Origin of the sequence: Xylanibacter ruminicola 23, assembly GCF_000025925.1 — a bacterium.
In the GTDB taxonomy this organism is placed as follows: Bacteria; Bacteroidota; Bacteroidia; order Bacteroidales; family Bacteroidaceae; genus Prevotella; species Prevotella ruminicola.
In genome coordinates this window covers 869,036-882,864 of record NC_014033.1, presented here as the reverse complement: position 1 = coordinate 882,864, position 13,829 = coordinate 869,036, and the positions used below count along the sequence as shown (strand labels likewise).

Below are 13,829 nucleotides of genomic sequence, written 5' to 3'. Positions count from 1 at the left end.
TTTCCTTGCGACCTCTAATTTCAATATAATAAATGTAAATTAGTTCTTGAAAAAGTCCTTAACGGCCTCGTTGGGAACCATCTGCTCGTCGAAGATGTAAGCACCAGTCTTAGGGCTCTTAACCATCTTGATTACCTTTGTGTAAGCGCGACCATCCTTTGAGCCTTCGTGGAGGGTAGCGACGGTTTTCTTTGCCATACTTCAGTCGTATTATTTAATCTCCTTGTGAAGAGTCATCTTCTTCAGGATTGGGTTATACTTCATAAGCTCCATACGCTCTGGCGTATTCTTACGATTCTTGGTGGTTACGTAACGGCTAGTACCGGGCATACCACTATTCTTGTGCTCTGTGCACTCCAGGATAACCTGAACGCGATTACCTTTAGCTTTCTTTCCTGCCATGATTTTAATCTCCTATCACTTTAATGTCCTTCCAGTCTACAAATCCTTTGGCAACAGCCTGCTTCAAGGCAGCATCCAGACCTACTTTATTGATCATACGAAGACCAGCAGCGCTAATCTTCAACTGAATCCAGCAACCCTCCTCTACGTAGTAGAATTTCTTGCTGAAAAGGTTAACGTCAAAGCTTCTCTTTGTACGGTGCTTTGAGTGAGACACATTGCAACCTATCTGTGCCTTCTTTCCTGTAATTTGACAAATCTTAGACATTTCTATCTACCTTTTTACTTGTGATTTACACTTACTTATTCCAAACAGCGTGCAAAATTACACAATTTTATTGAGATTCAGATAATTACACGACCGGAAATTCAAAGAATTAATGATTTTTAACCTTCTCGCGTGGGTCTAGGGGCATCTTCCTCCTTCAAAAAGCCCAAAAACATCTCCATAGCACGATTGGTGGCGATGGCCAGATTGATGTCGCGACCATAGTCTTCTTCGAGCTTCATGGTTACCACTTTTTCGGGACGTCCGCATGCCAACCAGATGGTGCCAACAGGAATCTCCTTGGTACCGCCGGTAGGACCAGCAAAACCGGTAGCAGCAATTGCATAATCAGTATTCAGCGCCTTACACGCTCCCTTTACCATAGCTATCGCAACCTCCTCACACACAGCGGTTTTCTCTTCGAGCAACTGATGGTCAACACCCAGCAGATTCTCCTTAACCTCGTTGATATATGAGATAATACCACCCTTGAAATACTTTGATGCGCCAGGTACTGCAATAATAGCCTCAGCTATACGGCCACCAGTGCAACTCTCGGCAGTACTTACTGTCTTCTCGGTCTCCCAGAGGATTTCACTTACCTCTCTACTTGTTATCTTACTTTCAAAATCCATATTTAGTTTAATTTTCTTTTTTTGCAACGGACTACAGGACTTAAAGTTTATTTTCCAGTGATAATCAATCTTATTAGTCCTGTTGTCCGTTGCTAATTATTACTACTTAAACGTTACTTTACTGAATGCGGGGGCGCTGATGTCGCAGAACTGCTGATCCTGGTACTTATAATAGCCCACGATACCAATCATGGCCGCATTATCGGTGGTATAACTGAACTTGGGGATATAAATCGTCCAGCCATAACGCTTCTCGGCATCGTAGAACGCATTGCGCAAGCCGTTATTGGCACTCACACCACCAGCCACAGCCACGTGCTTGATACCTGTCTGCTTCACAGCCTTCTTCAGCTTCTTCATCAGGATATCAACAATCGTCCACTCCAGCGAGGCAGCGATATCTTCCTTGTGCTTCTCGATAAAGTCGGAATCCTCGGTCACCCACTTCTGCATCGAATACAGGAACGAGGTCTTCAAGCCCGAGAAACTATAATCGAGACCAGGGATATTAGGCTCGGCAAACTGATAGGCCTTAGGATTTCCCTGACGAGCCAATCGGTCGATAATAGGACCACCGGGATAACCCAGTCCCATTACCTTCGAGCACTTATCGATAGCCTCACCAGCAGCATCGTCGATAGTCTGTCCAAGCACCTCCATATCGTTATAGGCGTTCACCTTTACAATCTGCGAGTTACCACCTGATACCAACAGGCACAGGAATGGCAATGGTGGCTGGTGCTGATCGTCCTCGCTCTCCTTGATAAAATGTGCCATCACGTGTCCCTGCAGATGGTTTACATCAATCATAGGGATACCCAACGAGCGGGCAAAACCTTTGGCAAAGCTTACGCCTACCAGCAACGAGCCCATCAGTCCGGGACCGCGGGTAAAGGCAATCGCTGTTAAATCCTCTTTGGTAATACCAGCTTTCTTGATGGCCTGATCAACTACAGGCACCACATTCTGTTGGTGTGCTCTTGATGCCAATTCGGGCACTACGCCACCGTATGCCTCGTGTACAGCCTGCGATGCCGTAACGTTCGACAGCAGAATACCATTCTTCAGTACAGCTGCCGAAGTATCATCACACGAGCTTTCTATACCTAATATATATATATCCTTCATCTTAGTACGTCAGTATCTCTACACCATGTTCTGTCATCACGAGTGTATGCTCCCACTGTGCACTGGGCAGCTCATCTTCGGTAATAACCTCCCATCCGTATGGATCGTCGGCATCGATGAATACCTTCCAGGTACCCATGTTAATCATAGGCTCGATGGTGAACACCATACCAGGAACCAGCAGCATACCAGTACCACAATGTCCGTAGTGCTCTACATCGGGCTCCTCGTGGAATTTCAGTCCCACGCCGTGTCCGGCCAGATCGCGAACGATACCATAGCCGTATTTCTTACAGTGCTTCTCGATGGCATGACCGATATCGCCCACAAAGCCATAAGGCTTAGCGGCCTCCATTCCAATCTCCAGACACTCCTTGGCTACACGCACCAGCTGCTCCTTCTCAGGAGTAGTCTTGCCGATGATAAACATACGACTGGCGTCGGCATAATAGCCATCAAGGATGGTAGTAAAGTCAACATTGATGATATCGCCCTCTTCGAGCACATCTTCCTCCTTGGGGATACCGTGACATACCACCTCGTTGATCGAGGTGCACACGCTCATGGGGAATCCTTCGTAATTCAAGCAGGCTGGGATAGCACCAGCATCCTCGCACACCTTGCGACAAATCTGGTCGATCTCGAGTGTGTTCATTCCAGCCTTAATCTCCTTGGCCACTGCGTCGAGCACAGCGGTATTCACTACACCCGCCTTACGGATGCCTTCTATCTGTTCAGGGGTTTTAATCAGTTCACGTGTTGGCACCAGCTTACCTTTGTTCTCCCAATACATAATGGTTTTATCCATCTCTGTGGGCTCCTGTCCGGGCAAGCAATGCCATCTTCTTTTTTTCTTAAATGCACTCATTTCACCTTATTATATATATAATCGGGTGCAAAGTTACTGCAAATTATGCGAATAACCAAAGGAAAATACTTTTTTCTTTATTTATGCGAGTTACATCCATCTACCACCCAGTGGTTTATATGTTTAATTTTTTCTTTATATATTTTGTTTTTTCAATTTATTTTCATATCTTTGCCGCCATAAACAAAATATCACTATAAATCAAATTTATTCAGTATGAAAACAAAACTAATTCACAACCTTGCTACAGCAGCCATGATGCTGCTTGCAACCATTGTCGCCACAGGATGCAATACCTATTCCGACAATCCCGCTAATGCGTCAAAAAATCTAACCGATGCCGAGAAGGCCGATTTGCTTGAGCGAGCCTACGTCTATGCACTGCCGCTGATGCTTATGGACGCTACCTATATTCATATGACTAACGTAGTTGAGCCCGTTGGTCAGCAGGCACCCCCCAACCGTCTGATTCACGCCCGCGTGCTGGCCAACGCCAATACCAAAGAGGTGGTGACACCTAACGTGGACACTAACTACACACAGGTGATGATGGACCTCTCAGGAGATGCACTCGTGTTGCGCCTGCCTCACACAGACCGTTTCTGTCTGGCTCAGATTCTTGATGCCTGGAGCAACTGTATAGCAGCTCCTGTAGCCACCGATATCGAGGGCGAATATGGATACTACTGTTTTACAGGCCCCAAATTCAAAGGCGACGTTCCAGCCAACATGACACATATCGCCAGCCCTACCGACCATGTGTGGATGCTGCTGCGTACAGTTTGTAAGGGTAAGGAAGACCTGTCCAACGTACATGCTATCCAGGACGAGATGCGTACCTATATGCTGAACGACTTCCTGACTACCGGCGCAGAATATACAGGTAAGGGTACCTACAACCCTGATTACGACTTTAAAGCTCCTGTGGATTACATCATGACGATGCCTATGGACAAATTCTTTGCTCGCGCCAATGAGCTGATGCTCACCAATCCACCAGCAAAAGAAGATGCCGAATGGCTGGCCGACCTTAAGCGTATCAATGTAGGTCCTGGTCTGAAATTCGACGCTTCTATCTTCGGCAGTGAGGCAGAGACATTGTGGAAAAACCTCGTAACCAATATTATCGCTATCACAACGCCACGCAGTCAGCAGTTTGTTAAGCCCAATGGCTCTTGGCAGTTCTATGGCGAACCTATTGCAGAGTTCGGTACCGAATACTATTATCGTGCTCTTATTGCTGTGGCAGCCCTCGCAGCCAATCCTGTAAGCGTAGCCGTTTATCCACGCGCCAACGTTGATGCCGACGGACAGCACCTTAATGGCAACCATCGCTATCGTCTGCATATAACTTCTGACAACTGGCCAGAAACAAAGCCTTACGGTTTCTGGAGTGTGACCCTCTATGGCGAAGACAACTTCCTCTACGACAACGAGCAGAATCGCTATAATATCACAGACCGCGACAACTGGAAGCGCAATGATGATGGTTCACTCGACATTTATGTTTCGCACGAACCGGATACAGACCATCCCGATAACTGGCTGCCTGCACCTGCTGACGACTTCCATCTCATCTTCCGTATCTACAACCCTGTTGATCGTATCGCTCATAACGAGTGGACCATGCCCATCATCACCCGCTTAGATTGATATCCCAGATACCTCAAATTTACCCAAACACTAACCCCGCTCTACTATGATAGTAAAGCGGGGTTAGTATTAGGGGAAAACTGCATTTACTTGATGCGGGGATGTGTGGGGCGAGCCTCGTTGGCATCGGCTGCACTGCGGGTGCGATAGTGACTGCCACCCCAGTTGTAGTCGTAGTCGTATTTACGAGTAGAGTTACGCAGCTCGAAGCTTACTTCCTTGTCGCCATCCCAGAAGCGGCCACGGAATCGATTTGAGTTCAAAGAGTAGCTACGGATTTCTACACGAGCGCCATCTTCGAAGCGGATATAAATGGTACCAAAATCAACATACCACTCGAAACGATATACCTCGTAGTCACGTGGTCCATAATAATCGGCCCAGAGACCATTACCCTCAGTGTAAGAGTTTGAGTATCGCAGGAATGTGATTTCTGAATCAACATACGCCTCACCATAAGCATCGGCAATCGACATATTGCCAACCCATGTGCCTTCGAGATCGTAAGCGATTTCCTCATCGGTTTCGCAAGAGGTGAACGACAGTGTCATCAATCCCATCATCGCGATCATCAGTGTTGTGTAGAGCTTCTTCATAATTGTACCCTTTCTATTTTTTTTGTTAGACATTCGATTATTTTTGATATTGCAAAGTTAGATAATTTAGCTTACTCCTACAAAGGAAAATCCATAAACCACAATGGGGAATTCCCTAAAGTAGAGAGGAAAGTTGGTTAAAGTCCATATTCCGATAATCGGATATCTGGATGTCGGACAATTCGCTGATCGACTCTGCCGAATTGGTGGTTGCCAGTCCCACTACCTTCATATTGGCAGCACGACCAGAACGCAGACCATTAAAGCTATCCTCGAAAACAATACACTCATCGGTGCTTGCACCCAAGCGCGTGGCGGCTTTGAGATAACAATCGGGATCGGGCTTGCTGCGCTCGAAATCCTCGCTGGTGAGAATAGCATCGAACAGGTTCTTGAATTCGGGCTGATAACGATACACAGCCTGCATCTTGGGCAGATTGCTGCTGGTGACAACAGCAGTCTTAACACCATGACTGCGCAAATCGGCAATCATCTGTTCGAAGCCTTCGATATAATCGTAATGCATGTGGCTCTCGTATTCGTTAAGTCTATCTGTGATTACAGGCTGCTCTTTCTCCAACGGACCACTGAACCACTGATCGTAGATCTGTGTGAGCGTCTGACCTTTAATTTCGTGTTCCAGACCTGGACGTTCGGGGTGATAGAGTCGACACTGAGAACCCCAGAAAATAGAATACTGGGGTTCTGTGTCGAATACTACACCATCGAGGTCGAAGAGTGCGGCTTTCAATGTGCTCATTTCTTCTCCTCCGCTGGTACAAGATATTTGTCGCCTGTCTGCTTCAGCAAATCACGCGCATACTGCTCAGGATAACCAGGACGCTCAGCACGTGCACCATGTCCATAAGGTGTGCGCAGGAAAGTGCCGTTGGCATCTGTTGGTTTAATGGCCATATCGTTAAACTTCACAATCAGGAAGAAGGCCAGCTTCTGCCAACGGGCAATCATCTCGTCGCCCTTCTTGCAGCTGTAATTAGTCAGGAACTTCACACGCTCCTCGGCTGTAGGCAATGCGAGGGCTTTAGCCTCGATCTCAGGCTGAAGCTGAGCATACGAAGCGTCGAGCGAATCGCGAACGGCCTGCAGGGTTGGGAACAACTGTGAGTAACGAGGATAAACCATATTGCTAACCCAGTTGCATACCCAGAAAGCATTGTCCATCGAGAAAGTTACGTCATCGGCACCCTCCTCAGTAAAGCACTTGGGGCGACGTGTGATACAAGAGTACATAGGTGTGTAAGCCACCATGTTACCATCGTCGTTACCAAACCAGAAGCAAGCACCAACCTCGCGAGGCATCCAGCTACGCATCTGTGAGATAAAGCTCCAAGCAGTCTGCTGGGTTGAGATAGGACGCTCGTTGAATACATCCTGCTCGCCCACCTTGAATGTAAGAGGTGTTGGACGATAAGGCATCTGATAGATACCGCCACCGATATTGGTATCGAGAGCGAATGGTGTGCCCTCGTAGTGATCGCGCATAGCATCGCGCAGATCCTGGATGGTTACCTTCTTGTTAGGGATAATCCAAAGTGGCATCTCCTTAGCGTTCTTCTCCTTACCGGCTGCATAGGGAACATACTCCGAGAAATCGTCGGCAAAGCGGTTAAAAAAGCTCCAAACACGAGCCTCGCAGAAACGACGACCCGAGAAGTCGGGAGCAGCGTAAGCAGCATTATAGCTGAAGTCGGCATCCTTACCATCAAACCAGCCCATCGCACGTGCATAGCTTACCACATTGCTTGAGCAAAGCATCAGGTTGGGAACAGGCTTCTTACCGTTAACGGCATACTTCTTACCAAACAGGTCCTTCATCTTTACCTGTACATAGCGACCATCCAGGAACTTGGTGATACGACTCTGGTTAGCGTGAGCTGCTACTGCGTTATCGGGAATGCGTACAGCTACCCAAACGGTGCGCTCCTTCGACTTGGTGCGATCAGGACCGCAGCCCATCATCTCCAGCATCCAAGCCTCGTCCTTATCAGCTACAGAGAAGGTCTCACCCTCAGAGTAGTAACCATACTGCTCAACGAGCGAAGTCATAATCTGCAGGGCCTCGCGAGCAGTCTTAGAACGCTGCAGGGCGATGTAGATAAGCGAACCATAATCGATAACACCTGTTGAGTCGGCCATCTCGTGGCGACCACCAAAGGTAGTCTCACCGATAGTTACCTGCCACTCGTTAGAGTTACCAATCACATTATAGGTCTCGGCAGCCTCAGCTATCTCACCGAGATACTTGTTTGTATCCCACTCGTACACCTTACGCATATCGCCAGGCTGATGCTTGGCTGCGGGATAGTGATAGAGGGGCATGAATGCGCCATACGAGTCGGCATTATAAGTTACAAACACCGAACCGTCGGCGCTGGCTTTCTTGCCAACAATAAAGTTAGTACATGCCGATGCGCCCATTACGGCCATCAGCGCAATTGCTAGTATCAGTTTTCTTTTCATATACATTATTATAATATTAGTCGCAAGCCTTGAAACTCATGTCGAGTCCCTTAACAGAGTGTGTGAGCGCACCAACGCTGATGAAATCTACACCCTGTTCAGCATAATCACGAATGGTATCGAAGGTGATACCGCCGCTCGATTCTGTCTCATAACGATGGTTGATAATATCAACCGCCTTCTTGGTATCGGGCACGCTGAAGTTATCGAGCATGATACGATCCACACCTCCGTGATCGAGTACCTGCTGCAACTCATCGAACGAGCGAACCTCGATCTCAATCTTCAGGTTCAAGCCCTTCTCATCGAGATACTTATGGCAGCGATCGATAGCGTTAGTGATACCACCGGCAAAATCTACGTGGTTATCCTTGAGTAGAATCATATCAAACAAGCCGATACGGTGATTGCAACCACCACCAATCTTTACGGCCTGCTTCTCGAGCATACGCATACCAGGTGTGGTTTTACGGGTATCAAGCACACGGGTGCTGGTACCCTCCAGACGCTTCACATACTTATCGGTCATGGTGGCAATACCACTCATGCGCTGCATGATATTCAGCATCAGACGCTCGGTCTGAAGCAGCGAACGGATTTTTCCTGAAACAATCATGGCGATATCGCCTTTCTTTACGCGGGTTCCATCCTGCATCAGCACCTCAACCTGCATGGTGGGGTCGAAACGGTGGAACACTTCTTTTGCAATTTCTACTCCTGCCAAGATACCATCTTCCTTAATCAGCAGATGACTCTTACCCATTGCATCCTCGGGGATACAGCACAAGGTAGTGTGGTCGCCATCGCCTATATCTTCGGCAAACGACAGATCTATCAGTCTGTCAACCAATTCATCAACACTTAACATTAATTTTAAATTTTACTTTTTAACTATTTTACTATTATTTTGATTTTAGAAATAAATTCCGAATCCGAGACGTACGCCGAATCCTGAGTAGTCAGAATCCTTGGTGCTGTGCTCGTAATATACCTCAGGCTCAATAGTGAGCTTACCTGTCAGGAAGTAAGCGTAACCTACGCTCAGCTCAGGACGGAAATCGCTGAAGTCGTCGCAATGTACATACTTGGCTGTAGCACCAGCATACACACCGCAACTCTCAAAGTAATAACGCAGTCCGGCACCCAGCTGTACCACCGATGGGAAATCGGTCTGAGCCTGATAACCTACCAAACCAGTAATCATCCAGTCGTCGGCAATCAGATAACCACCCTTAGCGTGTACATCCAGAATCCAGTCGCTACCCTTATGATAGTTCAGATCCAAACCTGAGAGCGAAGCGCCTACATACCACTTATCCTGAGAGAAAACTTTCTGAGAATCGTTCAGATACTGTGCGTTAGCACCGATTGCCATCATCAGGCCGATAGCAGCCATCATCAACTTTTTCATAATCATTACTGTTTTAAGTTATTATTCTTTCGATACCATAATACAAACCATACGATAGCTACACCCAGACAAACTGCGCCATAAGGATAACCATCGTTGCCAAGACCCAGGAACTGCTTCGACACAAAGAAGTAGGTTGAGCAAACGGTAGTCATAAACAAGGCAGGAATCAGCGTAAGCCAGAAGCACTTGTTGTTGCGAACCAGATAAACGGTGATGGTCCAGAGTGTGAACACGCTGAGTGCCTGATTACTCCACCCAAAATACTGCCAGATGGTATTGAAACCATCGGGATTCTCAATCTGCCAAACCAGCATAGCGATAGAGATGGCAAACAAGGGGATACAGATAAGCAAGCGCTTAGGGATGGGGCGCTGATTCATCTTTAACCACTCGGCAACAATCAGTCGGGCCGAACGGAAAGCAGTATCACCCGATGTGATAGGTGCAGCAACTACTCCCAACATAGCCAGGATAGCACCAACAACACCCAACCACTCGTTACAAACCAAGTTTACTACAGCAGGAGCCGAAGTATGGAATCCAGCAGTAGCCTGCTCAATCAGCGTATAGCCTGGAGCGGGGGTACCATAGAAGAACCACGATGCTACTGTAGCCCAGATAAGTGCCACGATACCCTCGGTAATCATGGCGCCGTAGAAGATGGGGCGACCCATTTTCTCGCTCTTTACGCAACGGGCCATCAGCGGACTCTGTGTAGCATGGAAACCTGAGATAGCACCACAGGCAATGGTGATAAACAAAGCTGGGAAGATGTTATCCTTCCAGGTATCAGGATGGGTGGCGGCACCAAGGTTGTAGAAGGTGTTCCAGAGCTCGGGCACTGTGGGCCAGTGCAGGAACAACCACACCATCAGCGCAGCTGCCATAAACAGCAGCGAGAAGGCGAAGAGCGGATATATCTTTCCGATAATCTTGTCAATAGGCAACATAGTGGCAATGACATAATAGCTGAAAATGATGATAATCCACATAAGGGTGTCACCACCTATAGAATGCAGAATCTCGGCTGGCGAATAGACAAACACCGCACCTACTATAATGAGCAGCAGCACGGTGAACACCAGCATGATATTCTTGGTGGTCTTGCCCAGATACTGACCGATGAGTTCCGGCAGACCTGCACCATCATGACGCATAGACAGCATGCCCGACAGATAATCGTGGGTGGCACCGGCGAAAATACATCCAAAAACAATCCACAGATACGCTACAGGACCAAACTTGGCTCCCATGATAGCACCAAAGATAGGACCAGTACCAGCAATATTCAGGAACTGAATCATGAAGATTTTCCATGAAGGAAGTACGATGTAGTCTAGGCCATCAGCTTTGGCAACAGCTGGAGTCACACGGTCGTCGGGACCAAACACACGCTCTACCAGGCGACCATAGAAGAAGTAGCCTATCACAAGAGCAACGAGACTCAATACAAATGAAATCATCTTTCTTTAGCTATTTTTTGAATTATTTTTGTGCAAAAGTAGTGTTTTTATTTGAGAAATGGAAAAAATAAAGTAACTTTGCACCAAAATTATCAAAAAAAATATCATTTTGAAGACAATTATACATATTTTCGTGCTTTTAGCACTTGTGCTAAGTACCAAAGCGAATACACCAAAACATGAAGTCAGAGCCGTTTGGTTAACCACCATTGGCGGTATCGACTGGCCTCACTCCTACTCTACACCTACCCAGCAGCGCGAGTTGATTTCGATTCTCGACCAACTGCAGCAGGCTGGTATCAATACCGTACTGATACAAACCCGCGTACGTGCCACCACTATTTTCCCAACCACCACTGAGCCTTGGGACGGTTGTATTACCGGTCATCCTGGTAAATCGCCTGGTTACGACCCGCTGCAGTTCTGCATTAACGAGTGCCATCGTCGCGGTATGGAGTGCCACGCTTGGATTGTTACCATCCCCGTTGGAAAATGGAACGGTACAGGCTGTAAGCAGCTCCGACAGAAATACCCATCGCTGATTCGTAAGATTGGCGACGAGGGATATATGGATCCCGAAAAGCCACAAACGGGCGATTATTTGGCCCAGTTCTGTGCCGAAGTTACCCGCAATTACGATGTAGATGGCATCCATCTGGATTACATCCGCTACCCCGAAACCTGGAAGCTGAAGGTGTCGCGTCCACAAGGTCGACAGTACATTACCGACATCGTTCGCAAGATTAATCGTGCAGTTAAAGGTTTAAAACCATGGATTAAGCTATCTTGCTCGCCTATAGGAAAATACGACGACCTAACTCGTTACAAAAGCTCGGGTTGGAATGCAAACACTACCGTCTGTCAGGATGCCCAAGGTTGGCTGCGCGACGGACTGATGGATGCCCTGTTCCCGATGATGTATTTTCAGGGCAATAACTTCTTCCCCTTTGCGGTAGATTGGTTGGAGCATAGCTACGGACGTATGGTAGCTCCAGGCCTGGCTGTTTACATGATGCATCCCCGCGAAAAGAACTGGAATCTGGATGTGATTACCCGCGAGATGAATGTGCTACGCGACTTGGGACTGGGGCACACCTTCTTCCGCAGTAAGTTCTTTACCGACAATACCAAAGGTATCTACGATTTTACCTGCGACTTTAATATGGTGCCAGCCTTGATTCCACCTATGACGTGGGCAGGCAAGCAAGCGCCTTCGGCAGTTAACCATTTGCAGATGAAACGCGGTATGATCAACGATATGATATCGTGGCAGAAGGCTACCGACTATTCGGGTGCCGACTATCTATTATATAATGTCTATGCCTCAGAAACACTTCCCGTGGATGTGAACAATCCCGAAAACCTGATTGCTACCCGTCAGCGTGATTTATCGATTACCGTACCCCATAAGGGTCGCACCTTGTATTACGCCGTTACGGCCATGAACCGCTACGGTATGGAGGGCGAAGCAGCCAGCATCCCCTCTACTATAGCACCTAACGGTAGCAAACCATACGATTTTCGCGATCTAATCATGGGAAATAAGCTAAAAAAGTACAAATCAACAAAGAAATGAGCTAAAAACACAACCTCATTTACCAATAAATGCGTAATTTTGCAGCATCAAAAAATATAGCAAATCAAAATAATAACTAATTATGGAAAGAACATGGAGATGGTTTGGCAAGAAGGATAAGATTACTCTTGCACAACTCAGACAAATCGGTGTTGAGGGCATTGTTACCGCCCTGCACGATGTACCCCTTGGCGAGGTTTGGACTCGTGAGAAGATTCGCGACCTGCGCGAGTACATCGAGAGCTACGGCATGCGCTGGAGCGTAGTAGAATCGCTACCCGTTGTTGAAACAATCAAATACGGCGGTCCCGATCGCGATCACCAGATCGAGGTTTACAAAGAGAGTCTGCGTAACCTCGCTGCCGAAGGTATCCACTGTATCTGCTACAACTTCATGCCCGTACTCGACTGGGCCCGCACCGACTTGTTCCACGACAACCCCAACGGTGCCACTAACCTCTATTTCAACTATGCCGAATTTGCTTATTTCGACATCTATATCCTGAAGCGTCCAGGCGCTCGCGAGGAATGGGAGAAGTTCCAGTTCCCCGAGGGATGGGGCCAGGGCCGCAGCGTCATCGCCGAGTGCGACGAGCTGGCTAAGACCATGACACCCGAGAAGGACCACAAGCTGGTAGAGAATATTGTGATTAAGACTCAGGGCTTTGTATCAGGTAACTTCAGCGAGAACGACGAGGCTCCTGTACAGAAGTTCCGCGAGTTCCTCGACCTGTATAAGGGCATCGACAAGGCTAAGCTGCGTGCCAACATGAAGTACTTCCTCGAGGCTATCATGCCTGTTTGCGAGGAGTGCAACATGAACATGTGTGTTCACCCCGACGATCCCCCTATCGAGATTCTGGGCTTGCCACGTATCGTTCGTACCGAGGAGGATATCCAGTGGTTCCTGGATGCTGTTCCCAACAAGCATAACGGACTCACCTTCTGTGCTGGTTCGCTCTCTGCAGGCGCTTATAACAATGTGGTTGAGTTGGCTAAGAAGTTTGCCTCTCGCACACACTTCGTTCACCTGCGTTCGTGCCACATCTTCCCCAATGGCGACTTTACTGAGGCCTCTCACCTGGGCGGTCGTGCCGATCTGATTGAGCTGTGCCGTATCTTCGAGAAGGAGAATCCTGCTCTGCCCATGCGTGTGGATCATGGTATGACCTTTACCGATGAGCCTGGTGGTATTATGGACGAGAGCAGTCACGGTCACAATGCCGGTTACACCCTCCTGGGTCGTATGTTCGCCCTCGGTCAGGTACAGGGTATCCTCGCCACCGTTGATCGCGAATTAGGCATCGAATACAAACAACCCGGATTCTTTGATTAAATAATAATT

15 protein-coding genes are annotated in these 13,829 nt (G+C 47.8%); 3 read left to right on the top strand and 12 right to left on the bottom strand.

Features of this window, described 5'->3' with window-relative positions:
* Window positions 1–39: 39 nt before the first annotated feature.
* The 6 genes from PRU_RS15560 to map form a co-directional block, all read right to left on the bottom strand.
* Window positions 40–198 carry a DUF4295 domain-containing protein gene (locus PRU_RS15560; RefSeq protein WP_006950479.1) on the bottom strand — a complete coding sequence of 53 codons (159 nt, stop codon included), beginning with the start codon at window positions 196–198 and terminating at the stop codon, window positions 40–42.
* A 12-nt stretch (window positions 199–210) separates the two neighbouring features.
* Window positions 211–402 carry a 50S ribosomal protein L33 gene (gene rpmG / locus PRU_RS03815; RefSeq protein WP_013065340.1) on the bottom strand — a complete coding sequence of 64 codons (192 nt, stop codon included), beginning with the start codon at window positions 400–402 and terminating at the stop codon, window positions 211–213.
* A 4-nt stretch (window positions 403–406) separates the two neighbouring features.
* The gene (gene rpmB, locus PRU_RS03810; protein ID WP_013063140.1) at window positions 407–670 is read right to left on the bottom strand and encodes a 50S ribosomal protein L28; all 264 of its coding nucleotides are present in this window, start codon (window positions 668–670) and stop codon (window positions 407–409) included.
* Between the two features lie 119 nt (window positions 671–789).
* Window positions 790–1,305, bottom strand: a complete 516-nt coding sequence (locus PRU_RS03805) for a CinA family protein (protein WP_013063611.1) — start codon at window positions 1,303–1,305, stop codon at window positions 790–792.
* A gap of 102 nt (window positions 1,306–1,407) precedes the next feature.
* Window positions 1,408–2,433: a tRNA (adenosine(37)-N6)-threonylcarbamoyltransferase complex transferase subunit TsaD gene (gene tsaD / locus PRU_RS03800; protein ID WP_013064232.1), complete on the bottom strand. Its 1,026-nt coding sequence runs from the start codon at window positions 2,431–2,433 to the stop codon at window positions 1,408–1,410.
* Window position 2,434: 1 nt separating this feature from the next.
* Window positions 2,435–3,301, bottom strand: coding sequence for a type I methionyl aminopeptidase (map, locus tag PRU_RS03795; RefSeq protein ID WP_041385636.1), 867 nt, complete (start codon window positions 3,299–3,301; stop codon window positions 2,435–2,437).
* Between the two features lie 216 nt (window positions 3,302–3,517).
* Here map and PRU_RS03790 point away from each other — a divergent pair, with 216 nt between their 5' ends.
* Window positions 3,518–4,954, top strand: a complete 1,437-nt coding sequence (locus tag PRU_RS03790) for a DUF1254 domain-containing protein (RefSeq protein WP_080517161.1) — start codon at window positions 3,518–3,520, stop codon at window positions 4,952–4,954.
* Window positions 4,955–5,040: 86 nt separating this feature from the next.
* Here PRU_RS03790 and PRU_RS03785 read toward each other — a convergent pair whose 3' ends face one another.
* The 6 genes from PRU_RS03785 to PRU_RS03760 all read right to left on the bottom strand — a co-directional run bounded on the left by PRU_RS03785 (window position 5,041) and on the right by PRU_RS03760 (window position 10,908).
* Window positions 5,041–5,550, bottom strand: coding sequence for a lipocalin-like domain-containing protein (locus PRU_RS03785; RefSeq protein WP_013063898.1), 510 nt, complete (start codon window positions 5,548–5,550; stop codon window positions 5,041–5,043).
* A 115-nt stretch (window positions 5,551–5,665) separates the two neighbouring features.
* The gene (locus PRU_RS03780; RefSeq protein WP_013063292.1) at window positions 5,666–6,310 is read right to left on the bottom strand and encodes an HAD family hydrolase; all 645 of its coding nucleotides are present in this window, start codon (window positions 6,308–6,310) and stop codon (window positions 5,666–5,668) included.
* Window positions 6,307–8,031 carry a dipeptidase gene (locus PRU_RS03775; RefSeq protein WP_013065181.1) on the bottom strand — a complete coding sequence of 575 codons (1,725 nt, stop codon included), beginning with the start codon at window positions 8,029–8,031 and terminating at the stop codon, window positions 6,307–6,309. Before PRU_RS03775 ends, PRU_RS03780 begins: the two co-directional genes overlap by 4 nt.
* 16 nt (window positions 8,032–8,047) lie before the next feature.
* The gene (nadC, locus tag PRU_RS03770; protein ID WP_013064555.1) at window positions 8,048–8,899 is read right to left on the bottom strand and encodes a carboxylating nicotinate-nucleotide diphosphorylase; all 852 of its coding nucleotides are present in this window, start codon (window positions 8,897–8,899) and stop codon (window positions 8,048–8,050) included.
* A 45-nt stretch (window positions 8,900–8,944) separates the two neighbouring features.
* Window positions 8,945–9,442: a hypothetical protein gene (locus tag PRU_RS03765; RefSeq protein ID WP_143040076.1), complete on the bottom strand. Its 498-nt coding sequence runs from the start codon at window positions 9,440–9,442 to the stop codon at window positions 8,945–8,947.
* Between the two features lie 5 nt (window positions 9,443–9,447).
* A complete protein-coding gene (locus PRU_RS03760) occupies window positions 9,448–10,908 on the bottom strand; it encodes a carbon starvation CstA family protein (protein WP_013063346.1) in 1,461 nt (486 codons plus the stop codon).
* Window positions 10,909–11,017: 109 nt separating this feature from the next.
* Here PRU_RS03760 and PRU_RS03755 point away from each other — a divergent pair, with 109 nt between their 5' ends.
* Window positions 11,018–12,484 carry a glycoside hydrolase family 10 protein gene (locus tag PRU_RS03755; RefSeq protein WP_013063281.1) on the top strand — a complete coding sequence of 489 codons (1,467 nt, stop codon included), beginning with the start codon at window positions 11,018–11,020 and terminating at the stop codon, window positions 12,482–12,484.
* 82 nt (window positions 12,485–12,566) lie between these two features.
* A complete protein-coding gene (uxuA, locus tag PRU_RS03750; RefSeq protein ID WP_013064172.1) occupies window positions 12,567–13,820 on the top strand; it encodes a mannonate dehydratase in 1,254 nt (417 codons plus the stop codon).
* Window positions 13,821–13,829 lie beyond the last annotated feature (9 nt).

Bases quoted from the DNA above. Each gene is read 5' to 3' on its own strand.
- PRU_RS15560 (WP_006950479.1), bottom strand. From the start codon at position 198: ATGGCAAAGAAAACCGTCGCTACCCTCCACGAAGGCTCAAAGGATGGT.
- rpmG (WP_013065340.1), bottom strand. From the start codon at position 402: ATGGCAGGAAAGAAAGCTAAAGGTAATCGCGTTCAGGTTATCCTGGAG.
- rpmB (WP_013063140.1), bottom strand. From the start codon at position 670: ATGTCTAAGATTTGTCAAATTACAGGAAAGAAGGCACAGATAGGTTGC.
- PRU_RS03805 (WP_013063611.1), bottom strand. From the start codon at position 1,305: ATGGATTTTGAAAGTAAGATAACAAGTAGAGAGGTAAGTGAAATCCTC.
- tsaD (WP_013064232.1), bottom strand. From the start codon at position 2,433: ATGAAGGATATATATATATTAGGTATAGAAAGCTCGTGTGATGATACT.
- map (WP_041385636.1), bottom strand. From the start codon at position 3,301: ATGAGTGCATTTAAGAAAAAAAGAAGATGGCATTGCTTGCCCGGACAG.
- PRU_RS03790 (WP_080517161.1), top strand. From the start codon at position 3,518: ATGAAAACAAAACTAATTCACAACCTTGCTACAGCAGCCATGATGCTG.
- PRU_RS03785 (WP_013063898.1), bottom strand. From the start codon at position 5,550: ATGAAGAAGCTCTACACAACACTGATGATCGCGATGATGGGATTGATG.
- PRU_RS03780 (WP_013063292.1), bottom strand. From the start codon at position 6,310: ATGAGCACATTGAAAGCCGCACTCTTCGACCTCGATGGTGTAGTATTC.
- PRU_RS03775 (WP_013065181.1), bottom strand. From the start codon at position 8,031: ATGAAAAGAAAACTGATACTAGCAATTGCGCTGATGGCCGTAATGGGC.
- nadC (WP_013064555.1), bottom strand. From the start codon at position 8,899: ATGTTAAGTGTTGATGAATTGGTTGACAGACTGATAGATCTGTCGTTT.
- PRU_RS03765 (WP_143040076.1), bottom strand. From the start codon at position 9,442: ATGAAAAAGTTGATGATGGCTGCTATCGGCCTGATGATGGCAATCGGT.
- PRU_RS03760 (WP_013063346.1), bottom strand. From the start codon at position 10,908: ATGATTTCATTTGTATTGAGTCTCGTTGCTCTTGTGATAGGCTACTTC.
- uxuA (WP_013064172.1), top strand. From the start codon at position 12,567: ATGGAAAGAACATGGAGATGGTTTGGCAAGAAGGATAAGATTACTCTT.